The 24,654-nt window shown below is 59.3% G+C and carries 24 protein-coding genes; 8 read left to right on the top strand and 16 right to left on the bottom strand.

Annotated elements, in window-relative coordinates:
* Positions 1-172: 172 nt before the first annotated feature.
* The 3 genes from BK665_RS11800 (at position 173) to BK665_RS11790 (ending at position 2,366) form a co-directional block, all read left to right on the top strand.
* On the top strand, positions 173-1,657 hold the full coding sequence (locus BK665_RS11800) for an APC family permease (protein WP_123405631.1): 1,485 nt from the start codon (positions 173-175) through the stop codon (positions 1,655-1,657).
* A gap of 192 nt (positions 1,658-1,849) precedes the next feature.
* Complete coding sequence (locus BK665_RS11795) at positions 1,850-2,098, top strand: CopG family ribbon-helix-helix protein (protein ID WP_123405629.1); 249 nt, start codon at positions 1,850-1,852, stop codon at positions 2,096-2,098.
* Positions 2,076-2,366 carry a type II toxin-antitoxin system RelE/ParE family toxin gene (locus BK665_RS11790; RefSeq protein WP_123405627.1) on the top strand — a complete coding sequence of 97 codons (291 nt, stop codon included), beginning with the start codon at positions 2,076-2,078 and terminating at the stop codon, positions 2,364-2,366. Before BK665_RS11795 ends, BK665_RS11790 begins: the two co-directional genes overlap by 23 nt.
* A 51-nt stretch (positions 2,367-2,417) precedes the next feature.
* On the opposite strand, the gene BK665_RS11785 is transcribed toward BK665_RS11790, so the two are convergent.
* A complete protein-coding gene (locus tag BK665_RS11785) occupies positions 2,418-2,603 on the bottom strand; it encodes a hypothetical protein (RefSeq protein ID WP_123405625.1) in 186 nt (61 codons plus the stop codon).
* A 417-nt stretch (positions 2,604-3,020) separates the two neighbouring features.
* Between BK665_RS11785 and BK665_RS11780 the strand changes: the two genes are divergently transcribed.
* The gene (locus BK665_RS11780; RefSeq protein WP_123405623.1) at positions 3,021-4,646 is read left to right on the top strand and encodes a glucan biosynthesis protein D; all 1,626 of its coding nucleotides are present in this window, start codon (positions 3,021-3,023) and stop codon (positions 4,644-4,646) included.
* Between the two features lie 180 nt (positions 4,647-4,826).
* Here BK665_RS11780 and BK665_RS11770 read toward each other — a convergent pair whose 3' ends face one another.
* From BK665_RS11770 to BK665_RS11760, 3 genes are all read right to left on the bottom strand, one after another.
* The gene (locus tag BK665_RS11770) at positions 4,827-5,933 is read right to left on the bottom strand and encodes an NADH:flavin oxidoreductase/NADH oxidase (protein ID WP_123405621.1); all 1,107 of its coding nucleotides are present in this window, start codon (positions 5,931-5,933) and stop codon (positions 4,827-4,829) included.
* Positions 5,934-6,212: 279 nt separating this feature from the next.
* Positions 6,213-7,922: a single-stranded-DNA-specific exonuclease RecJ gene (recJ, locus tag BK665_RS11765; protein ID WP_123405619.1), complete on the bottom strand. Its 1,710-nt coding sequence runs from the start codon at positions 7,920-7,922 to the stop codon at positions 6,213-6,215.
* Positions 7,923-7,988: 66 nt separating this feature from the next.
* Positions 7,989-8,531 (bottom strand): YaeQ family protein, encoded by a 543-nt coding sequence (locus BK665_RS11760; protein ID WP_010462971.1) that lies wholly within the window; start codon positions 8,529-8,531, stop codon positions 7,989-7,991.
* A gap of 146 nt (positions 8,532-8,677) precedes the next feature.
* Between BK665_RS11760 and BK665_RS11755 the strand changes: the two genes are divergently transcribed.
* On the top strand, positions 8,678-9,877 hold the full coding sequence (locus BK665_RS11755; RefSeq protein ID WP_123405617.1) for a CaiB/BaiF CoA transferase family protein: 1,200 nt from the start codon (positions 8,678-8,680) through the stop codon (positions 9,875-9,877).
* A complete protein-coding gene (locus BK665_RS11750; RefSeq protein ID WP_123405615.1) occupies positions 9,831-10,775 on the top strand; it encodes a TIGR02285 family protein in 945 nt (314 codons plus the stop codon). Before BK665_RS11755 ends, BK665_RS11750 begins: the two co-directional genes overlap by 47 nt.
* A 170-nt stretch (positions 10,776-10,945) precedes the next feature.
* Here BK665_RS11750 and BK665_RS11745 read toward each other — a convergent pair whose 3' ends face one another.
* The 12 genes from BK665_RS11745 to ffh form a co-directional block, all read right to left on the bottom strand.
* Positions 10,946-11,233 carry a DUF3509 domain-containing protein gene (locus BK665_RS11745; protein ID WP_123405613.1) on the bottom strand — a complete coding sequence of 96 codons (288 nt, stop codon included), beginning with the start codon at positions 11,231-11,233 and terminating at the stop codon, positions 10,946-10,948.
* A 170-nt stretch (positions 11,234-11,403) separates the two neighbouring features.
* On the bottom strand, positions 11,404-11,811 hold the full coding sequence (locus BK665_RS11740) for a response regulator (protein WP_123405611.1): 408 nt from the start codon (positions 11,809-11,811) through the stop codon (positions 11,404-11,406).
* A gap of 117 nt (positions 11,812-11,928) precedes the next feature.
* Complete coding sequence (locus tag BK665_RS11735) at positions 11,929-13,290, bottom strand: transporter substrate-binding domain-containing protein (RefSeq protein WP_123405609.1); 1,362 nt, start codon at positions 13,288-13,290, stop codon at positions 11,929-11,931.
* 120 nt (positions 13,291-13,410) lie between these two features.
* The gene (gene thrC / locus BK665_RS11730; protein ID WP_123405607.1) at positions 13,411-14,820 is read right to left on the bottom strand and encodes a threonine synthase; all 1,410 of its coding nucleotides are present in this window, start codon (positions 14,818-14,820) and stop codon (positions 13,411-13,413) included.
* Positions 14,821-14,926: 106 nt separating this feature from the next.
* Positions 14,927-16,231, bottom strand: a complete 1,305-nt coding sequence (locus tag BK665_RS11725) for a homoserine dehydrogenase (RefSeq protein ID WP_123406326.1) — start codon at positions 16,229-16,231, stop codon at positions 14,927-14,929.
* A gap of 131 nt (positions 16,232-16,362) precedes the next feature.
* Positions 16,363-17,094 (bottom strand): bifunctional protein-disulfide isomerase/oxidoreductase DsbC, encoded by a 732-nt coding sequence (gene dsbC, locus BK665_RS11720; RefSeq protein ID WP_123405604.1) that lies wholly within the window; start codon positions 17,092-17,094, stop codon positions 16,363-16,365.
* A gap of 257 nt (positions 17,095-17,351) precedes the next feature.
* Positions 17,352-18,248, bottom strand: coding sequence for a site-specific tyrosine recombinase XerD (gene xerD / locus BK665_RS11710; protein ID WP_123405600.1), 897 nt, complete (start codon positions 18,246-18,248; stop codon positions 17,352-17,354).
* Positions 18,249-18,521: 273 nt separating this feature from the next.
* Complete coding sequence (gene rplS / locus BK665_RS11705) at positions 18,522-18,872, bottom strand: 50S ribosomal protein L19 (RefSeq protein WP_003175895.1); 351 nt, start codon at positions 18,870-18,872, stop codon at positions 18,522-18,524.
* Positions 18,873-18,917: 45 nt separating this feature from the next.
* Positions 18,918-19,691, bottom strand: a complete 774-nt coding sequence (gene trmD, locus BK665_RS11700) for a tRNA (guanosine(37)-N1)-methyltransferase TrmD (protein WP_154503229.1) — start codon at positions 19,689-19,691, stop codon at positions 18,918-18,920.
* Positions 19,673-20,209: a ribosome maturation factor RimM gene (gene rimM / locus BK665_RS11695; RefSeq protein ID WP_010565276.1), complete on the bottom strand. Its 537-nt coding sequence runs from the start codon at positions 20,207-20,209 to the stop codon at positions 19,673-19,675. Before rimM ends, trmD begins: the two co-directional genes overlap by 19 nt.
* 5 nt (positions 20,210-20,214) lie before the next feature.
* Complete coding sequence (gene rpsP, locus BK665_RS11690) at positions 20,215-20,466, bottom strand: 30S ribosomal protein S16 (protein ID WP_007944872.1); 252 nt, start codon at positions 20,464-20,466, stop codon at positions 20,215-20,217.
* 250 nt (positions 20,467-20,716) lie between these two features.
* The gene (ffh, locus tag BK665_RS11685) at positions 20,717-22,093 is read right to left on the bottom strand and encodes a signal recognition particle protein (protein ID WP_054054731.1); all 1,377 of its coding nucleotides are present in this window, start codon (positions 22,091-22,093) and stop codon (positions 20,717-20,719) included.
* A gap of 210 nt (positions 22,094-22,303) precedes the next feature.
* Between ffh and BK665_RS11680 the strand changes: the two genes are divergently transcribed.
* Positions 22,304-23,116, top strand: a complete 813-nt coding sequence (locus BK665_RS11680; protein WP_123405598.1) for a cytochrome C assembly family protein — start codon at positions 22,304-22,306, stop codon at positions 23,114-23,116.
* Between the two features lie 12 nt (positions 23,117-23,128).
* A complete protein-coding gene (locus BK665_RS11675) occupies positions 23,129-24,370 on the top strand; it encodes an HlyC/CorC family transporter (RefSeq protein ID WP_123405596.1) in 1,242 nt (413 codons plus the stop codon).
* Positions 24,371-24,654 lie beyond the last annotated feature (284 nt).

The raw sequence follows: 24,654 nt of genomic DNA, 5'->3' as shown, positions 1-24,654 counted from the left end.
GGCTTGCTCGCGAAGGCCTCACCGCAATATCAAGGAAGAAACCGGCACCCAGCACCACCAGGCTTCACCTCAAACAAACCAAAACAATAACCACCGACCCGGGCAGCGCCTTCACGGCCCCGCCACGGTTTCGGACATCCGAAATCTGCCGATTTTCCGGAGCTGACAGACCATGAGTGCATCACCCGAACTCTCCCCCGCCGCAGCCGACAGCGATGCCGAGCAACTGCGCAAACTGGGCTACACCTCGAACTTCAATCGCAGCATGAGCCTGTGGGAAAACTTCGCCCTGGGCTTCACTTACCTTTCACCGGTCGTCGGGGTTTATACCCTGTTCGGCCTGTGCCTCGCCGCCGGCGGGCCACCGATGTTCTGGGCCTACTTGCTGGTCGGTTGCGGCCAGTTGCTGGTGTGCCTGATCTTCGGTGAAGTGGTGTCGCAATTCCCGATTTCCGGCGGCGTCTACCCGTGGGCTCGCCGCCTGGTGGGCAAAAAATGGGCGTGGATGGTCGGCTGGATCTACTCCATCGCGCTGTGCGTGACCATCGCCGCCGTGGCCGTCGGTGCCGGCCCTTACCTGGCCGCGATGATGGGTTTTGAACCGAGCAACAACACCAACATCGTCATCGCCTTGTGCCTGACGCTGTTCGCCACCCTGGTCAACCTCAGCGGCACCAAAGTGCTGGCGCGGATCGCCATGTTCGGCTTCCTCTGCGAGTTGATCGGCGCCGTGGTCGTCGGCGTTTACCTGCTGGTCTTCGAGCGCCATCAACCCATCAGCGTGTTGTTCAACACCTTCGACATCCGCATCGACGGCTCCTACCTGCCGGCCTTCCTCACCGCCTCACTGGCCGGGATGTTCCTCTACTACGGCTTCGAAGCCTGCGGCGACGTCGCCGAAGAAACCCCGAACCCGAGCAAGCAAATCCCGATTGCCATGCGCATGACCATCTACATCGGCGGCATCTCGGCGATGTTCGCCTGCCTGGCGCTGATCCTCGCCGTGCCGGACATGCAAGCCGTGATCAACGGCACCGACAAAGACCCGGTCACCACCATCCTCAACAACGCCTTCGGCCCGGTGGGCTCGAAAGTGGTGATGGGCGTGGTGATGATTTCCTTCATCTCCTGCGTCATCAGCCTACAAGCGGCGGCGAGTCGTCTGCTGTATTCCTACGCCCGGGATGAAATGGTCATTGGCAGCAAACTGCTGAAGAAGATTTCTCCTACGACTCAAGTGCCGGTGGCGGCGCTGTTTGTGTCGGGTGTCCTGCCTGCGTTGATCATCGTGCTCGGATTCTTCCTGCAAGATGCGGTGGCAACCATCGTCAGCTTCGCCGCGATCGGGATATATCTGGCGTTCCAAATGATCGTGTTGGCCGCGCTGTACGCACGGATGAAAGGCTGGAAACCGAGCGGCAAATTCACCCTGGGTGCTTGGGGTTTGCCGGTGAACATTGGCGCATTGGTTTACGGCGTCGGCGCGATCATCAACATGGCGTGGCCGCGTACGCCGGATGCGGCTTGGTATATCAACTATGCGATGGTGTTGAGTACGGCGATTGTGATTGGGTTGGGGTTGATCTACATGTGGATTGCCAAGCCGTATGACCACGGGACTGCGCCTGCGGGAGATGCTTGGAAGGTTAGTCGGTAAGGATTTTGCCCCGGGGCTGTTGAAGGCACCGGGGCAATCTTTGCGTTTCGAAATACATCGCCCCTGTTCGGTTTGTATTCTGCCGCTAAAGTTTGCTCAACCAATGCACGCCAAATTGGTTGACGAACACATTGGCACGGCCTAGGGTGTTTACGTCGTTTACAACGTATACACCCTCTCAGGAGAGCCACCATGGCCTCGCCCGTTTTGTCTTTTCGAGTTGAAGAGCTTTTGGCCCAACAGTTGGACCAACTTGCAGCCGCCACCGATCGAGACCGCCAGTATCATCTCAAGCGTGCACTGGTTCGATATGTGGAAGCCGAGTCATGGCATCTACAGGCCATAAGCGAAGGCATTGCTGATGCCGATGCAGGAAAACTTACCGATCTGGAAGCCGTGAAGGCTAAGTGGGCAGAACGTGCCGAGCGTAGTACTGACTGAAAAAGCTGAAAGCGATCTCGACGCGATTTATGAGTACTATCACGGCGTCGTTGGAACTGGCTCAGCCCTTGAGGTGATTTCAACGATTCTGCAGTCTTTCCAACAATTGGAACGATTCCCGGGTTCTGGCAGACCATCGGTTGTCCCGGATGTGCGTGAACTAGTACTTGGCCGTTATCCGTTCATTGCCCCCTATCGACTGATGCATAGTCAAATACAGGTCCTGCGTGTTCTACATCAACGCACGGAAAGAACTCAGGATTGGTAATTAATGAAGTCCAGCCGCGACACGATTGTCACGGCTGAACAGTCCTCCTCCTCAAAACCTCGAAACACTCCTCATCGCATCCACCAGATACCTCATCGCAATCCGATCACTCTCGGACAGCTCCCTATACCGCTCCACCAATTTCATTTCCTCCGAATTGAGCCGACGCCTGCGCCGACCAATGGACAGGCACGGAAAAATCCCCAACAGTTCGGTGATGCCTTGTACTTTCGACATGGACGATGTCCTTCTAATACGTCAAAGAAAACTTCAGAAAACCGCATCGCCCTACCACTCTTTTCAGCCGTCGCTTGGTGCGTGCTGAACCCGCCGGCCTGAAGGGCCGAAACCGGCTATGCCCATAGGATAGGAATTAAATCGGCGCTGAAAAGAGGTTTTTAGAGTAATTAGTCGAAAAAGGCAGAAATGGCCTATAAAACAGAAAGTACTGTGGGAAAGGTTACCGGACATGTCTTGTTTCATTGCCGCAACATCGTTGTGCTATCAATCATTTTTTCTTGATGACCGAACGGTTTAAGCTATTTGGCATCTGTTTAGAGTCCGTTGCGTTTGGCCGAAGGCATGTCCGAACCTCCTTTTTTGATCCCAGCAGTGCCAGGTACGGCGCGGGATTGTTCACGACAGGTTGTACTTATGCACCGCAGGAATTTGCTCAAAGCGTCCATGGCTATCGCTGCCTACACCGGTTTGTCGGCCACCGGGCTGCTGGCCGCCCGTGCCTGGGCCGCGGATGGCGCCGCTGATGGCGACGCCCAGGCGTTCGATTTCGAATCGCTGAAGATCCAGGCCAAGCAGCTCGCCGGCAGCCGCTATCAGGACACCAAGCAGGTGTTGCCGCCGACTCTGGCGACCATGACGCCGCAGAACTTCAACGCAATCCAGTACGACGGCGAGCACTCGCTGTGGAACGACCTGAATGGTCAGCTCGACGTGCAGTTTTTCCACGTCGGCATGGGGTTCAAGCAACCCGTGCGCATGTACAGCGTCGATCCCAAGACGCGTCAGGCCCGGGAAGTGCACTTCCGCCCGTCGCTGTTCAATTATGAAAAAACCACGGTCGACACCAAGCAGCTCACGGGCGACCTGGGCTTCTCCGGGTTCAAGTTGTTCAAGGCTCCGGAGCTGGACAAGCACGACGTACTGTCTTTCCTCGGCGCCAGCTATTTCCGTGCGGTAGATGCTACTGGCCAATATGGCCTGTCGGCGCGCGGCCTGGCGATCGACACTTACGCAAAGAAGCGTGAGGAATTCCCGGACTTCACCAAGTTCTGGTTCGAGACGCCGGACAAGGACAGCACCCGTTTCGTGGTCTACGCCCTGCTTGATTCGCCAAGCGCCACAGGCGCCTACCGCTTCGACATCGACTGCCAGGCCAGCCAGGTGGTGATGGCCATCGATGCCCACATCAATGCGCGTACTGCCATCGAACAACTGGGCATCGCGGCGATGACCAGCATGTTCAGCTGCGGCACCCATGAGCGGCGTATGTGCGACACCATTCACCCGCAAATCCACGACTCTGATCGCCTGGCCATGTGGCGCGGCAACGGCGAGTGGATCTGCCGCCCACTGAACAACCCGGCGACTTTGCAGTTCAACGCCTTCGCCGACACCGACCCAAAAGGCTTCGGCCTGGTGCAGACCGATCACGAGTTCGCCAGCTATCAGGACACCGTGGACTGGTACAGCAAGCGTCCGAGCCTGTGGGTAGAACCGACAACCGCGTGGGGCGAAGGCTCTATCGATTTGCTGGAAATTCCTACGACCGGCGAGACCCTGGATAACATCGTCGCGTTCTGGACGCCGAAAAAACCGGTGGCCGCCGGTGATTCGCTGAACTATGGCTACAAGCTGTACTGGAGCGCATTGCCACCGGTCAGCACGCCGCTGGCACGGGTCAATGCGACCCGTTCGGGCATGGGCGGCTTTATCGAAGGCTGGGCGCCGGGTGAGCATTACCCTGAGGTCTGGGCGCGACGCTTTGCAGTGGACTTCACCGGTGGCGGTCTGGACCGCTTGCCGGCAGGCGCGGCGATCGAACCGGTGGTCACATGCTCGAATGGCGAGGTGAAGGATTTCAACGTGCTGGTGCTCGATGACATCAAGGGTTACCGGATTACCTTTGACTGGTTCCCGACCAATGACAGCGTGGCCCCGGTGGAGCTGCGGTTGTTTATCCGCACCAATGACCGGACGTTGAGTGAAACCTGGTTGTACCAGTACTTCCCGCCGGCGCCGGAGAAGCGTAAGTACACCTGATATCAGGGGGTTGTTTGGGCTGGCCTCTTCGCGAGCAAGCCCGCTCCCACATTTGGAATGCATTCCCCTGTGGGAGCGGGCTTGCCCGCGAAGACGGCCTGACCGACAACAAAAATCCCGCTTCAGAAACGCAAAAGCCTCGACCAACTCAGCCGGGGCTTTTTGTTTTTACGGCAGCAGTCAGTCGCGCAAATCAGACTCATGAATCGGCTGGTCCCGATGGGTCGCCCGCTGATACTGCGCCGGCCACACCGCTTTGCGCCCGCCCAGGTCATCATCGGCGTGCAGCGGCCAGTACGGATCGCGCAGCAGCTCCCGGGCCAGGAAGATGATGTCCGCCTGACAGGTCCGCAGAATGTGCTCAGCCTGCGCCGGCTCGGTAATCATGCCCACGGTGCCGGTGGCGATGCCGGACTCCTTACGCACGCGCTCAGCGAAGCGGGTTTGATAACCCGGTCCTGTAGGAATTTCCGCATTGGCCGCCGTGCCGCCCGACGAGACGTCAATCAAGTCCACGCCCAAGTCCTTGAGGCGTCGCGCCAGTTCCACGGTTTCATCCGGGTTCCAGCCATCCTCCACCCAGTCAGTGGCCGACACACGCACGAACAACGGCAACTCTTCAGGCCAGACCGCACGCACCGCTTCGGTGACTTGCAGCACCAGGCGAATGCGATTTTCGAACGAGCCACCATATTGATCGCGCCGTTGATTGCTCAAGGGCGACAGGAACTGGTGCAGCAAGTAACCGTGGGCCGCATGGATCTCGACCACTTTGAAACCGGCGGTCAGCGCCCGCTGGGCCGCTTCGACAAAGGCCTGGATGACTTCGGCAATCTGCCCCTCGTCGAGCTGCTTGGGCGGAGTGTGCTGAGGGTCGAAAGCAATCGGCGAAGGCCCGACCGGGGTCCAGCCGCCATCGTCAGGTTTGACGCTGCCGTGCTTGCCAATCCACGGGCGATGGGTGCTGGCCTTGCGGCCGGCGTGGGCCAGTTGAATACCAGCCACCGCGCCTTGGGCAGCGATAAACCGGGTGATGCGCTGCAGCGGTTCGATCTGTTCGTCATTCCACAGGCCGAGGTCTTCGGCGGTAATGCGACCATCGGCGGTGACCGCCGTGGCTTCGGTAAAAATCAGACCGGCCCCGCCGACCGCGCGGCTGCCGAGGTGGACCAGGTGCCAGTCATTGGCCAGGCCATCGACGCTGGAGTACTGGCACATCGGTGATACGGCGATGCGGTTGAGCAGGGTCAATTGGCGAAGGGTATAGGGTTCAAGCAGCAGACTCATGGGGCACCTCTCGAATCAGTGGGCAGGCTCCAGGGTTCTGTTTGAAAAGTCGACGAGTGACAGGAAAAGGTGCAACACCCGCCCCCGCGGGTAAAAAATTCGACAAGACGTCACAAGGCCAATCAAGCAGTGCTTAGAGCCTAGTCGACAACGGGGGATGAGGGAGGGTTCCGGGGATATTTGGCGCGTGGGAGATCGCTTTCGCGAGCAAGCCCGCTCCCACAGTGGATCTGAGTCGTGCGCAAAATCAATGTGGGAGCGGGCTTGCTCGCGAAGGGGTCACCGCGGCTCGATGTGAGCAATCATCAACTGCACCGTCTCATTCCCGCGAAACTCGTTGAGGTCGAGTTTGTAGGCCAATTCCACCCACTTGATGGTCGGATTCGGCCAGATATCGCGGTCAATCCCAAAAGCGATGCCATCCAGCTTCACCGAACCACATTCACTTTTCAGCACCACTTTAAGGTGCCGCTCACCGACCACCCGCTGCTCGACCAACTGGAACACGCCGTGGAACAGCGGCTCCGGGAAGTGCTGGCCCCAAGGCCCGGCGTGGCGCAGGGCGCGGGCCAGTTCCAGGTGGAATTCCTCGACCGCCAGGGTGCCGTCCGACAGCAGGCGTCCGGTCAGGTCTTCTTCGCGCAATTGCCTACGCACTTCTGCGTCAAAAGCTTCGGCGAACAGCGGGAAATTCGCTTCCGGCAAGGTCAAACCGGCCGCCATCGCGTGGCCGCCGTATTTGCTGATCAGGTTCGGATGCTGCGCCGCCACCACACTCAAGGCGTCGCGAATATGGAAGCCTTGAACCGAACGCCCCGAGCCCTTGAGCAAGCCATCGCCGGCATCGGCGAAGGCGATGGTCGGGCGGAAATAACGCTCTTTCATCCGCGAAGCGAGGATGCCGATGACACCCTGGTGCCACTCGGGATCGAACAGGCACAAGCCGAACGGCATCGATTCCACCGGCAAGTCCTTGAGCTGGGCCAGCGCTTCACGCTGCATGCCTTGCTCGATGGATTTGCGGTCCTGGTTCATGCCGTCGAGCTGGCCCGCCATTTCCCGGGCGAGGCCGGCGTCTTCGGTGAGCAGGCATTCGATGCCCAGGCTCATGTCGTCCAGACGCCCGGCTGCGTTCAAGCGAGGACCGACGATAAAACCCAGATCGGTGGAGGTGATGCGCGCCGGTTCACGCTTGGCCACTTCGAGGATCGCCTTGATCCCCGGCCGCGCACGCCCGGCGCGAATCCGTTCCAGGCCTTGATGCACGAGGATCCGGTTGTTGGCATCCAGCGGCACCACGTCGGCGACGCTGCCCAGCGCCACCAGGTCCAGCAACTCGCCGATGTTCGGCTGCGGCTTGCTCTCGTACCAGCCGAGACTGCGCAGGCGTGCGCGCAGGGCCATCAACACGTAAAAGATCACGCCGACACCGGCCAGCGCCTTGCTCGGAAACTCGCACCCAGGCTGGTTCGGATTGACGATGGCATCCGCCAGCGGCAGTTCATCGCCAGGCAAGTGGTGATCGGTGACCAAGACCTTGAGCCCGGCCTTCTTCGCCGCCGCCACACCTTCGACGCTGGAAATGCCGTTGTCCACGGTGATCAGCAGTTGCGGGGTGCGGGTCAGCGCCACCTCGACGATTTCCGGGGTCAGGCCGTAGCCGTACTCGAAACGGTTCGGCACCAGATAATCGACATGCGCCGCGCCGAGCAGGCGCAAGCCGAGCACGCCGACGGTGCTGGCGGTCGCGCCATCAGCGTCGAAATCACCGACGATCAGAATCCGCTGACGCTGTTCCAGCGCTGTCACCAACAGGTCAACCGCCGCGTCAATGCCCTTGAGCTGCTCGAATGGAATCAGGCGCTTCAGGCTCTTGTCCAGTTCAGCCTCGCTCTGCACACCCCGCGCCGCGTACAGACGGGTCAGCAACGGCGGCAGATCACCAAGGAATGGCAGGGTGTCGGGCAACAGGCGAGGTTCGATGCGCATGGGGTGACAGGTGCTTCTCTTGAATACGTAGGATAAAACCGGGTGAAACGGGAAAGCGGCGAAAAATCAGCCGCGTTCGCCGCTCAGCCACTGCAATTGGACTTCGTGCTGACCACGGTCGTCGGTAACAAAAATCGTCCCTTCGCTGATCATCACGTCCCACTTGATAACGCGGGGCATGTCTTTGGCCAAGGTTTCCAGGATGTCCTGAGGCACGGCGGCGATGTGTACGTTTTTCAGGTTCTTGATCGCCGGGATCACTTTGGTTTCCCAGACACGCAGGCTGCCGTAGGCCAGCAGGCTGGTGCGCTCGGTGCGGCGTGAGCACCAGGTCAGGCGATCGGCGTCCGGCTGGCCGACTTCGATCCAGTGCAGGACACGGTCATCCAGGCTCTTTTCCCACAGGGCCGGTTCATCCACGTCTGACAGACCTCGACCAAACGACAGTTGCTCGTTGTACCAGAAGGCGTAGGCCAGCAGGCGCACGGTCATGCGTTCTTCGGTTTCCGAAGGGTGACGGGCGATGGTCTGCTTTACGCTCTCGTACACGCTACGGTCGAGGTCGGTGAGGTTCAGTTCAAACTTGTAGGTCGTGGACGGCTGGGCCATGAACGGGCTTCTTGATACGAGGAAAGGCGGCAAGTCTAACCGATGCGGTAGGCAATCAACCAATTGACGGCCATCAACTTTGGGCGACTGACACGCGGCTATGTTAAAACGCACTACTCACACGACTTTGTCCTACAGGATCCCGTATGCCATTCACCGGAAAACCGCTCTCAGGTCTGAAAGTCATCGAATTGGGTACGTTGATTGCCGGGCCGTTTGCCTCGCGCATTTGCGGCGAGTTCGGCGCTGAAGTGATCAAGATCGAATCCCCGGATGGCGGTGATCCGTTGCGCAAATGGCGCAAATTGTATGAAGGCACCTCGCTGTGGTGGTTCGTCCAGGCGCGCAACAAGAAGTCCCTGACTTTGAACCTGAAACACCCGGACGGCCTGGAGATCCTGAAAAAACTGCTCAGCGAAGCGGACATCCTGATCGAGAATTTTCGCCCCGGCGTGTTGGAAAAGCTCGGCTTGGGGTGGGACGTTTTACACGCCCTCAATCCGAAACTGGTGATGGTGCGCCTGTCGGGCTTCGGCCAGACCGGACCGATGAAAGACCAACCGGGGTTTGGCGCGGTCGGTGAATCCATGGGCGGCCTGCGCTACATCACCGGTTTCGAGGACCGGCCGCCCGTGCGTACCGGGATTTCCATCGGCGATTCGATTGCCGCCCTGTGGGGTGTGATCGGCGCATTGATGGCCCTGCGTCATCGCGAGGTGAACGGCGGCCTTGGCCAGGTGGTGGACGTGGCGCTGTATGAGGCGATTTTCGCGATGATGGAAAGCATGGTCCCGGAGTTCGATGTGTTCGGTTTTATCCGCGAACGCACCGGCAACATCATGCCCGGCATCACGCCCTCCTCCATCCACACCAGCGCCGACGGCAAACATGTGCAGATTGGCGCCAACGGCGATGCGATCTTCAAGCGCTTCATGCTGATCATCGGTCGCGAAGATTTGGCCAACGACCCGGTATTGGCCAGCAACGATGGCCGCGACAGCCGTCGCGACGAAATTTATGGGGTGATCGATCGCTGGGTCAATTCGCTGCCACTGGACAGCGTGATCGAGCAGTTGAACCAGGCCGACGTCCCGGCCAGCCGGATCTTCAGCGCCGAAGACATGTTCAGCGACCCGCAGTACCTGGCCCGGGAAATGTTCCTGCAGGCCAAGCTGCCGGACGGCAAAGCCTTCAAGATGCCGGGGATCGTGCCGAAACTCTCTGAGACACCCGGCACGTCCGAATGGGTCGGACCGCAGTTGGGTGAACACAATGCGCAGGTGCTCAACGATCTTGGCTATGACAAGGAACGGATCGCAAAGCTGCGTGAAGACGGGGCCATCTAAACTGAAGCGCCTGCTTTCAGCCTTCATTAAACGTGCCCGCGGGCCGTGTGTACTGACGCTGTTGCTCGGATTGAGTTCAGCCGCCGGAGCCCAACCGAAAGAAACGTTGATCTGGCTGCTGCGGGATTTGCCGCCGGTGACAATCTTCGAGGGTCCGCAAAAAGGCCAGGGAGTCATCGATCAACTGATGCCATTGTTGATCGCCGGTATGCCGCAATACGATCACACGCTGATGCGGGTCAATCGCGCCCGTGGCATGCAGATGCTGCGCGAAGAATCCTTCACCTGTGATCCCTCGCTGATCTGGAGCAAGGAGCGGGAGCAGTGGATCGCGTTTTCCATTCCGGTGTTTCGGGCGGTCACTAATGGCCTTGCGGTGCGGCAGGAAGATCGCCCGCAACTGGAGCCGTTTCTGGTGGACGGGGAAGTTGATCTGGCGGCGCTGCTGGCCGATGGCAGCCAGAAGCTCGGTGCGGTGGCGGAGCGCAGTTACGGGCAGTTCCTCGACGCCGAATTGAAGCAGGCACCTGCCAATACCCTGACCCTGCATTATGGCAACGACGCACTCGGCAGCCTGTTGCAGATGCAGCGCCTGGGGCGGTTGCTGGGGGTGTTGGGCTACTGGCCGGAAATCCGCTACCTGGCCCAGCAAGAAAAAATTGCCGATAACGAGCTGGTGTTCTATCCGATCAAGGGCACGGGCAAGTACATCTCCACTTACATCGGCTGCTCCAATACCGCCCAGGGCAAGCAAGCCATCAGTGAGATCAATCAACTGTTGCGCACCCTGCCCCACGAGCGATTGGCCAACGCGTATGCCGACTGGCTGGATCCGGAACGGCGCGTCGATTACCTGGAAGCGGCCAAGGCGTTTTTCGATCAACAGGCCGGGCAATGACAAAATTCGGGCAAAAAGAAACCCCGAGAAGTGGGGAGACGACTCGGGGTTAAACGTGGCCTACATAAAGACCAGTGGCAGCAAGCTACAAGCACCGGAGCACAATGCTTGATCCTGCTGTTACATGGTCTGACTGACCTTGGAGCAGGAAGGTTCCCACAAAAAACAATTCAATTTCGATTGGCCAGGATCTTGTCCTGGGCCGCGTTGCGCAACGCCGCGATCACACAGGGCTCCAGGCGACCTTCAGCGATCAGCACATCACGATGCAATCCGTCGACGACATCGGTCAGTTGCCACTTGTCGCTCAACTGCGCCTGATTGAATTCACGCTCCACGACAATCGCGCCGACGGCATTCTTCAAGGTCACCAGGCATTCACCATGGGCGCCCGACGGGGTCAACGAAACTTGATACGGGCTCAGAGCCTCACCGAGCAATAGACTGATACTTTCCATCTCGCGATCACCACTCAATAGTCCGAAAACGAAGTGCCTGGGAGGGCGTGTCTACAGTTAATGACCCTTGGCCCGAGAAGAAAGTTCTGAATACCGCATGGCAGCGGTACATGCATCTCTGGGGAAATTGAGCATGCACCGCAAAGATGACAGGGAAAAAACAGCCGTCTTCAGGCCCGGGCTTGAAGCATCGACTCCAGCAGGTAGACGTCCAGCAGCCGGCGCATCAACACCGCCGACACCGGTGTGTGCAGGTGCCCCAGGAGTTTCACCTCGCTGTCCGCCAACATCGCCTGCACGTCCGACATGACACTCGGCACCACGTTGCCAAGCAGGATCAGCGCCCGCGCCTCCCGCTGCTCCGCCAGATGTCGCACCAGCGCCAGCCCATCGCCGCCCTTGAGTTGCGGATCGCAAAACGCGATATCCACCATGCCCCGCCGTCCCAGGGAGCACAGCGCCGCCGACATCGACGGCGCCGTGAGCACGTCATAGACACCGATGGCGTTGAGCATCTGGTGCAACGCAATCATCTGGAATGGATTGGGTTCTAGAATCAGGGTTTTCAGCGTGCGCATAAGCGGCCTCTGGAACGACACACGCGGGCTCTCACCGCAGTTGTCGACCACTCTAGGACAGCATCCTTCAGCCTCCCATCGGAAAAGTAGCCGCATCCTATAGGACAATTCCGAAACTCACTTAGGACACTGGCACTCCCCTTCGCTCTTGCGCCGCCCGATGTCCGTCCATCCGCCCAGCAACCCGCGTACCTGCCCGTCCGCCCCGTAAAACGGCACCGTCCACTGATAGATATCCCTTACCCCGTTATTGAACTTCAACTGACGTTTGGTGAACCGGGGCTTGCGGGTTTCGAGCTGGACGATGAACTCGGCGTGCAACAGCTCCGCCGTCTCCCTGGGCAGGACGTCGACCTCGATCAATCGCCGCCCCTGTACCTGATCGAAACGGATCGACAAGCCCTCCTCATAGCTTTTGTTGCACATGATCAAATGCCCCTGCAGATCACGTACAAACATCGGATCGGGCATGGCGTCGATCAACGCATACTGGAAGGCGAGTTGATCGCTGAGGTCTTTCTCGACGTCCCGGCGCTGCCTGATCAGCGCCGCGAGCCGTCGATTCCAGAGCAAGGACAGCAGACCGAACAGACTGACGATAAACATGCCCCAACAGCCCCACTGGGTGGCCCGCTGCCAGAACGACAGCGTGGGTCTGGGGGCAATGCCATCGAGCCATTTCAGGCGAATGGCCCGCAACTCGGCCGGCGGGAACGCTTCGAGTGCCTTGTTGAGGATGCTCAACAATTGCGGCTGCCCTTTTCGTACTGCCAAATGGTCGGCTTCCCACGACCCCTCTACCGTATGCCCTATCTTCAACTGCCCGGTCGGGTAGAGCTGCGCCCCGGTTTCGTTCTCGATGGTGGCATAGGCTTCGCCGCTTTCGACCAGCGCCCTGGCTTCGGCGTAGGTCTTGACCGTGCGCAAGTCGATGGCCGGGTAATCACGCCGAATGGTTTGCTCCATGGCGTGCCTGGCCGGCAATACCAGAATCCGTCCCGACAGTTGCTCCAGGGAATGTAAAAGCGGAGCCCCGGCCCGCCCGACCAACACCCAGGGAGAACCGCCAAAGGCATGGCTGAAATCCAGGAACAGCTTGCGCTCGTCATTCATCGCCAGGGTCGTGGTCATGTCCGCCGCGCCGCTTTCCAGGCGACCAAGCAAATGCTCGGTGGAAAATGACTCTTCATGGACGAAACTCAGCCCCGTCATTGCGCTGATGCGGCTCAACACATCGATGTTCAAACCGATCCATTGACCGTGCTCGTCCTTGAACTGGTAAAGCGGGTACTGCTTCGATGCCACGATGACTTGCGGGTGAGCGCGCATCCATTGCTGTTCTTCGGCATTCAGTTCAATGGTGCTGACGGTCGCCTCATAAGCCATCAATTGTGCCGCCCACGCGCACTGTCCACAGCCCATCGCGCCGAGCAAAAAAACCCAGCACATGGCTGGTTTCAACCCTCTCAAAAACAACATTGCCACTTCCTTCGTGATCAACTCGCCCGTCCTTCATGGGCGAAAACGCGACAAGTGTGGCACGCAGAAACAAGAAAGCCCGTCAGGAGACGGGCTTCAAAATGTGACAGGTTTTGCGGCTTAGAGCGGCTTGCCGCGGTTGCCATGCTGACTGACAAAGGCCTGCACGGCCTTCAGGTCATTTGGCAACACGGTGCAACGCTCATCTCTCTCAAACAAATCAGAAAGATGTGCAGGTAGTTCGAGAGCTTTTCCTACACCGGCTTTTTCCACAGCGTCCGGGAATTTGACCGGATGGGCCGTGCCGAGGATCACCATCGGGATGTCCAGGCTACGACGGCACTCGCGGGCAGCCTTGACGCCGATGGCAGTGTGCGGGTCCAGCACCTCGCCGGTCTGCTCGTAGACCTCGGCGATGGTTTCGCAGGTTTGTGCGTCATCCACGGCCAGGGAATCGAACAGCTTGCGGGCTTCGGTCCAACGTTCTTGTTCGACGCTGAAACCACCGCCCTGCTTGAAGTTGTCCATCAGGCCGGCAATCGCTGCGCCGTTGCGACCGTGCAGGTCGAACAGCAGGCGTTCGAAGTTCGACGAGACCATGATGTCCATGGACGGCGACAACGTGGCGTGCAGGGTTTCCTTGACGTACTGATTGCCGCTCATGAAGCGGTGCAGGATGTCGTTGCGGTTGGTGGCGACGATCAACTGGTTGATCGGCAGGCCCATGTTGCGCGCCAGGTAACCGGCGAAGATGTCGCCAAAGTTGCCGGTAGGCACCGAGAACGACACCGAACGTGCCGGGCCACCCAATTGCAGCGCTGCGTGGAAGTAGTAAACGATCTGGGCCATGATCCGCGCCCAGTTGATCGAGTTCACCGCCACCAGGCGCGTGCCCTTGAGGAAGCTCTGGTCGGCGAAGCTGTTCTTGACCATTTCCTGGCAGTCATCGAAGTTGCCTTCGATGGCGATGTTGTGGATGTTCTCGCCGAAGATGGTGGTCATCTGCCGACGCTGCACTTCGGACACACGGTTGTGCGGGTGCAGGATGAAGATGTCGACGTTTTCGCAGTGCTTGCAGCCTTCGATGGCGGCCGAACCGGTATCACCGGAGGTGGCGCCGACGATCACCACGCGCTCGCCGCGTTTTTCCAGCGTGTAGTCGAGCAGGCGACCGAGCAGTTGCAGGGCGAAGTCCTTGAATGCCAGGGTCGGGCCGTGGAACAGCTCCAGCACCCATTCGTTGCCGTTCAACTGACGCAACGGCGCCACAGCGCTGTGGGCGAACACGCCGTAGGTTTCTTCGAGGATCTTTTTGAAATCGGCATCGGGGATGCTGCCGGCGACGAACGGGCGCATCACCCGGAAGGCCAGCTCGTGATACGGCAGGCCGGCCCAGGACGCGATTTCTTCCTGGGTGAAACGTGGCAGGCATTCCGGCACATACAAGCCGCCGTCAGTGGCCAGACCGGCCAGCAGGACGTCTTCGAAATTCAGGGCCGGTGCCTGGCCGCGGGTACTGATATAGCGCATAGGGGCAAACCTTTGGTTTGAGCTACAAGTTGCAAGCTACAAGCGGCAAGACAAAAGCAGTTTGGCTTTTTACTTGCAGCTTGCAGCTTAAAGCTTGCAACTGCTGTTAATTCAGATGTTCGACACGGATCCGCACAACCGGCCCAACGACACCCGCCAAGGCTTCCAGGGCGGTGATCGCGTCGTTCATGTGCTGTTCCAGCACACGGTGGGTCAGCAGGATCATCGGCACCAGGCCGTCGTGTTCTTCGACTTCCTTCTGCATGATCGATTCGATGTTGATGCCGCGCTCCGACAGGATGCTCGCCACTTGGGCCAGCACGCCTGGATGGTCCTTGGCCTGAATCCGCAGGTAATAGGCACTTTCGCAGGCTTCGATCGGCAGGATCGGGTGGGCCGACAGCGAATCCGGCTGGAAGGCCAGGTGCGGTACGCGGTTTTCCGGGTCGGAGGTCATGGCGCGAACCACGTCCACCAGGTCGGCGATCACTGACGAAGCGGTTGGCTCCATGCCGGCGCCGGCGCCGTAGAACAGGGTCGAACCGGCCGCATCACCGTTGACCATCACCGCGTTCATCACGCCGTTGACGTTGGCGATCAGGCGATCGGCCGGGATCAGCGTCGGGTGTACGCGCAGCTCGATACCGGCGGCGGTGCTGCGGGCCACGCCCAAGTGCTTGATGCGATAACCCAGGGCTTCGGCGTAGTTCACGTCAGCGGTGGTCAGCTTGGTGATGCCTTCGGTGTAGGCCTTGTCGAATTGCAGCGGGATGCCGAACGCGATAGACGCCAGGATCGTCAGCTTGTGGGCCGCGTCGATGCCTTCAACGTCGAAAGTCGGATCGGCCTCGGCGTAACCCAGGGCTTGCGCCTCGGCGAGGACGTCTTCGAAGGTGCGGCCCTTCTCACGCATTTCGGTGAGGATGAAGTTGCCGGTGCCGTTGATGATGCCGGCGACCCAGTTGATACGGTTGGCGGACAGGCCTTCACGGATCGCCTTGATTACCGGGATACCGCCAGCCACGGCCGCTTCGAACGCAACGATCACGCCCTTCTCGCGCGCCTTGGCGAAAATTTCATTACCGTGAACGGCAATCAGTGCCTTGTTCGCGGTGACCACATGCTTGCCATTCTCGATGGCCTTGAGTACCAGCTCGCGGGCAACGGTGTAGCCGCCCATCAGCTCTATCACGATGTCGATCTCAGGGTTCGTGGCCACTTCGAACACATCGTTGGTAATCGCAATACCGGTCGTCTGGAACTGAGGCTTTGGCGTGCGCATGGCAATTTGTGCCACTTCGATTCCACGCCCGGCACGACGAGCAATTTCCTCGGCGTTGCGCTGAAGTACGTTGAAGGTCCCGCCACCGACGGTCCCTAACCCACAGATGCCTACTTTGACCGGTTTCACTGTGAACTCCCCATAAAACGGCCGACGCAAGGTCGGCCGTGAAAACAGCCGCAAGCTAGCGGCTCTCTATTAATGGTCGGGCGGGTGACCGCCCGGCCATGATCGTCAACGGCTGACCGTGACGATGCGAATTATTTCGCGCCCAGCGCCAGTTTGGCGACTTGTGGCGCAGGCTGGTAGCCCGGAATGACCTGACCGTCGGCCAAAACGATGGCCGGCGTGCCGTTCACACCGATCGACTGACCCAGGGCGAATTGCTTGGAAACCGGGTTATCGCACTTGGCGGCCTTGATTTCCTTGCCATCGACCATCTTGTCCATGGCCGCTTTCTTGTCCTTGGAGCACCAGACCGCTTGCAGTTGTTCGTCACCCGGCGAGCCGAGGCCCTGGCGCGGGAACGCGACGTAACGCACTTCGATACCGCGCTTGTTCAGCTCAGGCACTTCGGCGTGCAGCTTGTGGCAGTACGGGCAGGTGGTGTCGGTGAACACGGTAATGTGCGACTTGGTTTCGCCAATCGCCGGGTAGACCACGGTTTCGGCAACCGGGATGTCGTTGATCAGTTTGGAAACGCCCAGGCGCTCGGTTTTCTCGGTCAGGTTGACCGGTTTGCCGTCCTTGAGCTGGAACATGTAGCCCTGCATCACGTACTGGCCATCGGCGCTGGCGTAGAGCACGCGGCTGCCTTTGAGTTTCACTTCGTACAGGCCGGCCAGCGGGCTCGCGCTGATGCTGTCGATCGGGGTTTCCAGCTGGAGGCTTTCCAGGCTTTTACGAATAGCTTTGTCGGCCGCGTCATCGGCGACGGCAAAGGTGCTGACCAACGCAATGGCTGCGGCGGCGAAAATCTGGGTCAGACGCATGAGAACTCCTGAAGGCGGACAAATGGGACGATCAGAACGCCCGTGCCGAAACACCGGGTCATAATCGCCCATCGTGCAAACCGGCAAAGCCTACCACATAAGGCTGGTGGGGCCGAATGCGGGTGATGCACGACATCAAGGGTGTCCCCCTTTTCAGTGGGAGCGGGCTTGCTCGCGAAGGCGTTGGGTCAGTCGACATCATCTTAAGCTGACACAGCGTATTCGCGAGCAAGCCCGCTCCCACAAGGGGGATACGATCAGCCGCGTGGGTGATGTTTGGCGTGCAGGTCTTGCAAGCGGGCACGGGCGACGTGGGTGTAGATCTGGGTGGTGGATAAGTCGCTGTGGCCGAGCAGCATTTGCACCACCCGCAGGTCGGCGCCGTGGTTGAGCAAATGCGTGGCGAAGGCGTGGCGCAGGGTGTGCGGCGACAGCGACTTGCCGATCCCGGCGACCTTGGCCTGGTGTTTGATGCGGTGCCAGAAGGTCTGGCGGGTCATCTGCTCGCCGCGCTGGCTCGGGAACATCACATCGCTGGGCCGCCCGCCGAGCAACTCGCCACGGCCGTCACGCAGGTAACGCTCGACCCAGACAATCGCCTCCTCACCCATCGGCACCAACCGTTCCTTGCTGCCCTTGCCCATCACCCGGAGCACGCCTTGACGCAGGTTGACCTGCTCCAGGGTCAGGCTGATCAGCTCGGTCACCCGCAAGCCGCAGGCGTAAAGCACTTCGAGCATGGCGCGGTCACGCTGGCCGATGGCTTCGCTCAGGTCCGGTGCATTCAGCAAGGCTTCGACGTCGGCTTCCGACAGTGATTTGGGCAATGGCCTACCGAGCTGGGGCATATCGACGCGCAAGGTCGGATCGACGGCGATCAGCTTTTCCCGCAGCAGATAGCGATAAAAGCCACGCACACCGGAGAGAAATCGGGCGGTGGAACGGGGTTTGTAGTTTTGCTCGAGGCGCCAGGCCAGGTGATCGAGGATCAATTCGCGGCCGGCGTTGATCAGCTCCAGGTTCTTTTCCTGTAGCCAGCCATTGAACAAGGCTAGATCGCTGCGATAGGCATCGCGGGTGTTATCGGAGAGGCCTTTTTCCAGCCATAGGGCGTCGAGGAATTGATCTATCAGTGGGTGGTCGATGGCGGGCATAGAGGCTCAGGTCACGGGAAAACTGAGGGCAAGTCTTTCATAGCCTGTCGTGGCTTTATAGAGCCTGATGCAATTGCGGTGACGGGTAGATCGGTTCGCGGGCAAGCCTCGCTCCTACAGGACCGATTCGCTCTTCGATCTGTAGGAGCGAGGCTTGCCCGCGAATGCCGCGACGCGGTCCCGATCCCGGCACGCATACCCGGCACAACCAATAAATCGCAGGCAACAAAAAAGCAGCCCGCAGGCTGCTTTTTTTTGCATCGGAAGCTGGACTTAAGCCAGTTTTTCCTTGATGCGAGCTGCTTTACCGGACAGGTCACGCAGGTAGTACAGCTTGGCTTTACGTACGTCACCGCGACGTTTAACGGCCATGCTGTCGATTTGCGGGCTGTAGGTCTGGAAAGTACGCTCTACGCCAACACCGTTGGAGATTTTGCGAACGGTGAATGCACTGTTTACGCCGCGGTTACGCTTGGCGATAACAACACCTTCGAACGCTTGCAGACGCGAACGGTCGCCTTCCTTCACTTTCACCTGAACGACAATAGTGTCGCCCGGGGCAAAGGTAGGGATCTCTTTGGTCATCTGCTCTGCTTCGAGTGCAAGAATGATTTTGTTAGTCATGCTGTGCTCCTAAGGTAAATCGTCGGATTTACCATCGATACGTTGTTAACTATCGTCCCGCTCGCGGATGTATTCCTCGAGCAGCTTCTTCTCTTCTCCAGAAAGCGAGCGGCTTTCCAGAAGATCGGCGCGTCGTTCAAAGGTCCTACCAAGGGACTGCTGTAAACGCCAACGCCGGATATGCGCGTGATTGCCACTTAGCAACACGTCGGGAACACGCTGATCCGCATACACCTCCGGTCGGGTGTAATGCGGGCAATCCAGCAAACCATCCGTAAAGGAATCTTCCTCGGCGGAGTCCGCATGCCCTAAAGCTCCAGGCAGCAGTCGTGTAACCGCATCGATCAGGACCATCGCCGGCAGCTCGCCGCCAGACAGTACATAGTCGCCAATCGACCACTCTTCATCGACATGAGCTTCAATAAAACGCTCGTCAATGCCTTCATAGCGGCCGGCAATCAGGATCAATGCATCCAGATTCGCCAACTCGCGTACCGCCGACTGAGTCAGTTGACGGCCTTGGGGGGACAGGTAAATAACCTTCGCCGCCTCCCCGGCTGCTGCCTTGGCCTGAACCAGAGCATCTTCCAGGGGCTTGATCTTCATCACCATGCCCGGGCCACCGCCAAATGGGCGATCGTCCACAGTGTGATGTCGATCCGTCGTGTAGTCTCGCGGATTCCAACAGGTGAGCTGCAACAGCCCCTGTTTCACCGCACGACTGGTGATGCCGTACTCGCTGATGGCGGAGAACATCTCGGGAAACAAACTGATCACTTCTACGCGCAAGTTAGCCACGCTTAGAAGTCCGCATCCCATTCCACCTTCATCTCGCCTGCGGCAAGGTCGACGGCCAGCACGCATTGCTCCGTATAGGGCAACAGGCGTTCGCGATCGTCCAGGCTGCCAGCGCAAGGCTTGACCACCATTACATCATTGGCGCCGGTTTCCAGAAGATGATCGATCTTCCCGAGCAATTGCCCGAGTTGGTCAATGACCTTCAGACCTTCCAGCTGATACCAGTAGTATTCGCCGTCGGTCAGTTCAGGGAACAGGTTGCGTGGCACGCAGATCTCATAACCGGCCAGAAGACGCGCTTCTTCACGATCATCGAGACCCTTGAGCTTCGCGACCAGGAACTTGTCGTTCCCGCGTCCGCTGACCAGCTCAACCTGCTTTACGCTGCCTTCGCGCTTGAGCGTCCAGGTTTTGTATTGCAACAGGTTTTCTGTTGGATCAGTAAAGGAATACACCTTCACTTCGCCGCGAACGCCATGAACAGAATAAATTTTGCCGATAACGATCAAATCATCAGCAACAGCAGGCGTCGCGTTCATATTGCTCAGGCCGCAGCCTTAGCAGCGTCCTTCAACAACTGAGCAACACGCTCAGAAGGTTGTGCACCAACGCTCAGCCAGTAGGCTACGCGCTCTTGGTTCACGGACAGACGAACTTCTTGACCACGAGCAACAGGGTTGAAGAAACCAACCTGTTCCTTGTGCGAACCGTCGCGCGGGTTGCGGCTGTCGGTTACGGTCAAGTGGTAAAACGGGCGCTTTTTGGAGCCGCCAAGGGCAAGACGGATTGTTAGCATGTGAACATCGTTCCTGTAGTCGGTGCTGCAAATCTAAAGGCACAGCGGGCATAGGTGCCCGAAAGGCCGCATATTCTAAGGAATATCCGGACTTTTGCAAATGTCTTTTTCCGGCGGCCTTCCGGTCGCCATCAAGATTTGCTATAGAGCCGTCGTTGAAAACGGCCAGTCAGCTCCCGCCAAGTGCGGGTTTGCTGGAGTTCCCGCATTGCTGCGGGTCTGCGCCGACATGACTGCCGGCGCGGAATCTTTACATCTTGGGCATGCCGCCGCCGGGCAACATACCGCCCATGCCGCGCATCATTTTGGCCATTCCGCCTTTTGCGGAGAATTTCTTCATCATCTTCTGCATCTGCTTGTGCTGCTTGATCAAGCGACCGATGTCCTGCACCTGGGTGCCGGAACCCATGGCGATCCGGCGTTTGCGCGAACCGCTGATCAGCTCAGGGTCACGACGCTCGGCCGGGGTCATGGAATTGATGATGGCTTCCATCTGCTTGAATTGCTTCTCTGCCGCGCCCTGGGCATTGCCCATTTGCGCCAGGTTCACGCCGCCGATGTTCGGCAGTTTGTCCATGAGGCCGCCGAGGCCGCCCATGTTCTTCATCTGTTGCAACTGATCGCGGAAGTCTTCGAGGTCGAAGCCCTTACCCTTTTTCAGCTTCTTGGCCAGTTTGTCGGCCTTGTCCTTGTCGAGGGTCGCTTCGGCCTGTTCGATCAGGCTGAGCACGTCGCCCATGCCGAGGATGCGCGACGCGATACGCTCGGGGTGGAACGGTTCGAGCGCTTCGCTCTTCTCGCCCATACCGATGAACTTGATCGGCTTGCCGGTGATGGCGCGCACCGACAGGGCCGCACCGCCACGGGCGTCGCCGTCGACTTTTGTCAGGATCACACCGGTCAGCGGCAGTGCATCACCGAAGGCCTTGGCCGTGTTGGCGGCGTCCTGGCCGGTCATGGCGTCGACCACGAACAGGGTTTCGACCGGGTTGATCGCGGCGTGCAACGCCTTGATCTCGCCCATCATCTCTTCGTCGATGTGCAGGCGACCGGCGGTATCGACGATCACCACGTCGATGAATTTCAGTTTTGCTTCTTTAATAGCCGCTTGCGCGATCTCGACCGGCTTCTGGCTCAGGTCGGACGGGAAGAAGGTAACGCCCACTTCACCGGCGAGCATTTCCAGCTGCTTGATCGCCGCCGGACGGTAAACGTCCGCGGACACGACCATGACCGTCTTCTTCTTGCGCTCTTTAAGGAAGCGCGCAAGTTTGCCGGCGGTGGTGGTTTTACCCGCGCCCTGCAAACCGGCCATCAGCACGACGGCGGGCGGAACGGCACTCAGGTTCAAGTCTTCGTTGGCCGCGCCCATCAGGCTTTCGAGTTCGGCCTGGACGATCTTCACGAAGGCCTGGCCCGGCGTCAGGCTGCGCGACACCTCGGTGCCGACGGCGCGTTCCTTGACCGAATTGACGAAGTCCTTGACCACCGGCAGGGCGACGTCGGCTTCGAGCAACGCCATGCGCACTTCGCGCAGGGTGTCTTTGATATTGTCTTCGGTCAGCTTGGCCTTGCCGGTGACATGGCGCAGCGTCTGCGAGAGACGGTCGGTTAAGTTTTCAAACATTGCGCGATCCTTTCAGGCCCTGTGTAGACCGGGATAATGGCGGCCCAGACCGGAATAAACATGTGCTCGGCGAGCCTGCGGCGTGGGCAGGTCGCGGATTATAGCGAAGACTGCGTCTGGCGCCCACCTCGCTGTCAGATTGGATGGTCTTTCGTGTCGCGTGGGTTCTATGCCAAACTCAGCGCCTTTCGGGCTTGCCTAACAGGATTTATGCTCCCCTTGTCACCCAGTTTGCTTACCACCCTCGCCGCCGCCTGCTTATATGCCGCTGCGACTATCTATCAGGGCACTCGCCTGGCCAACGGCACCAAGGCGAACAAACGCCTGCTGGTCACGCTCGGCGTGCTGGCCGTGCTGGCTCACAGCGCCAGCCTGTTCACCCATCTGCTGACGCCGATCGGTCTGGGCCTGGACTTCTTCAGCGCCGCCAGCCTGATCGCCGCAGCGGTCATCGCCCTGACCCTGCTCGCCTGTTACCGGATTCCGGTGGAGAACCTGCTGATCCTGCTGTTCCCGCTGGGGCTGGCAACGGTGCTGCTGGCGCAGTTCGCTCCCGCCGGCACCGTGCAGATCATCGACGAAGAACCGGGCATTCTCGCCCACATTCTCTTGTCGATCCTGGCCTACGGCATGTTCACCATCGCGGTGTTCCAGGCCTTGCTGCTGCTGGTGCAGGATCATCAGCTCAAGCACAAGCACCCCTCCGGGCTGATCAAGAACTTCCCGCCGCTGCAAACCATGGAAAGCCTGTTGTTCGGTTTCCTGTGGGCCGGTTGGACCCTGCTGTCGCTGTCGCTGATTTCCGGCTGGCTGTTCGTCGAGAACCTGTTTGCCCAGCATCTGGTGCATAAAACCCTGCTGGCCTGCCTGGCCTGGATCGTGTTCAGCGTGTTGCTGTGGGGCCGTAACCGCCTCGGCTGGCGCGGACACAAGGCGATCCGCTGGACCCTTGCCGGTTTCTGCCTGCTGATGCTGGCCTATTTTGGCAGCAAGCTGGTTCGTGAATACATTCTGCACATCTGACGGGCGGCAATAATGGACGACTTGCCCATAGGGCCGATGCTCGCAGTGATCGCCCTGCTGATTTTGTGGTCGGGGCTGTTTACCGCCATCGAAGTCGCACAACAGCATTTGCTGGCCCAACGCACCGCCTCGCGCTCAAGCGACAAGCCGGTGGCGAAGCTGAGCTTCCCGCTCAACAGCCTGATCCTCTGCAACACCCTGTGCCGTGCCCTGGTCATGGTCATCAGCACCTTGCTGGCGATTTTCACCTGGGCGGAAAACGGGCCATGGGCTGCTTGCATCGGCGCCGGCATCATCTTGCTGGTGTTCGCCGACTACCTGCCGCGCACCCTCGCCGTGCGCTATCCGGATGCCATCCTGAGCCTGGGCAATACCCTGCTCGGCGCTCCACTGAAAATCATCTACCCCGCTGCGTGGCTGCTCAACGGTTTCAGCCAATTGCTGATGCGCCCGTTCGCGCGCAAGGTCAAAGTGGTGCAAAAGAGCGAAGACGAAGCCCCAACCGATCGCCACGACGAACACGACCACGCGCCTGTCCGCCCGCATGCCCTGTCGGGTATCCATGCGTTGGATAACATCACGGTCAACGACATCCTGGTGCCACGCAGTGACGTCGACGGCATCAACCTCGACGATTCCCTCGGCGAGATCATCGAACAACTGCGCGACAACCGACGCACGCGCCTGCCGGTGTTCCACAGCGACATCAACCAGGTCGAAGCAGTGCTCAACACCCGGCAGATCCGTCATCTGCTGGCGGATGCCAGCCTGACCGTAGAAGCCTTGATGACGGCGTGCCACGAACCCTACTTCGTGCCGGAAAGCACCCCGCTGCAGTTGCAACTGCTCAATTTCCACAAGCAACAACGGCGCCTGGGCATGGTGGTGGACGAGTACGGCGAAGTGCTCGGCATCGTCACCCTGGAAGACATCCTCGAAGAAATCGTCGGCGAATTCGAAAGCGAGCACAGCCTGGACAACCCGCACATCCACCCCCAGGCCGACGGCCGATTGGTGATCGATGGTGCGGCATCGATTCGCGACCTGAACAAGAGCCTGGGCTGGCACCTGCCCAGCGATGGCCCGAAAACCCTTAACGGCCTGGTGACCGAAGCGCTGGAAACCATTCCGGAGAGCGCGGTTTGCCTGAAGATCGGGCGCTATCGGCTGGAAATTCTGGAGACCGAGGACAACCGCGTGACGCGGGTGATGGTCTGGCATACCAGTTCGGTTCCGGCGCTCTCCAAAATCTGACACGCACAAAACCTGTGGGAGCGGGCTTGCTCGCGAAGGCGAATTCATATTCGGCAGAGATATTGACTGAGAGTCGGCCTTCGCGAGCAAGCCCGCTCCCACATGGATTTCACCTCGCCACAAAAAACCTCGCCAGCCTCAAGCCCCTTGTTGAATCGTTAGCCGCCTTCCTATAATCGAGCCGCTTACCCAAGCGCCGCCCTACCCCAGTGCTACCCGCACGCTGCTGCAAACCCACATCCCTGGGTGTTCGACCATAATAATTCGCTCCACTGGAGCATGAC

This window comes from Pseudomonas frederiksbergensis (genome assembly GCF_003732665.1).
GTDB classification, from domain to species: Bacteria; Pseudomonadota; Gammaproteobacteria; order Pseudomonadales; family Pseudomonadaceae; genus Aquipseudomonas; species Aquipseudomonas frederiksbergensis_G.
The sequence above is the reverse complement of the archived record's forward strand: the minus strand, read 5'-3'. Positions and strand labels throughout refer to the sequence as shown.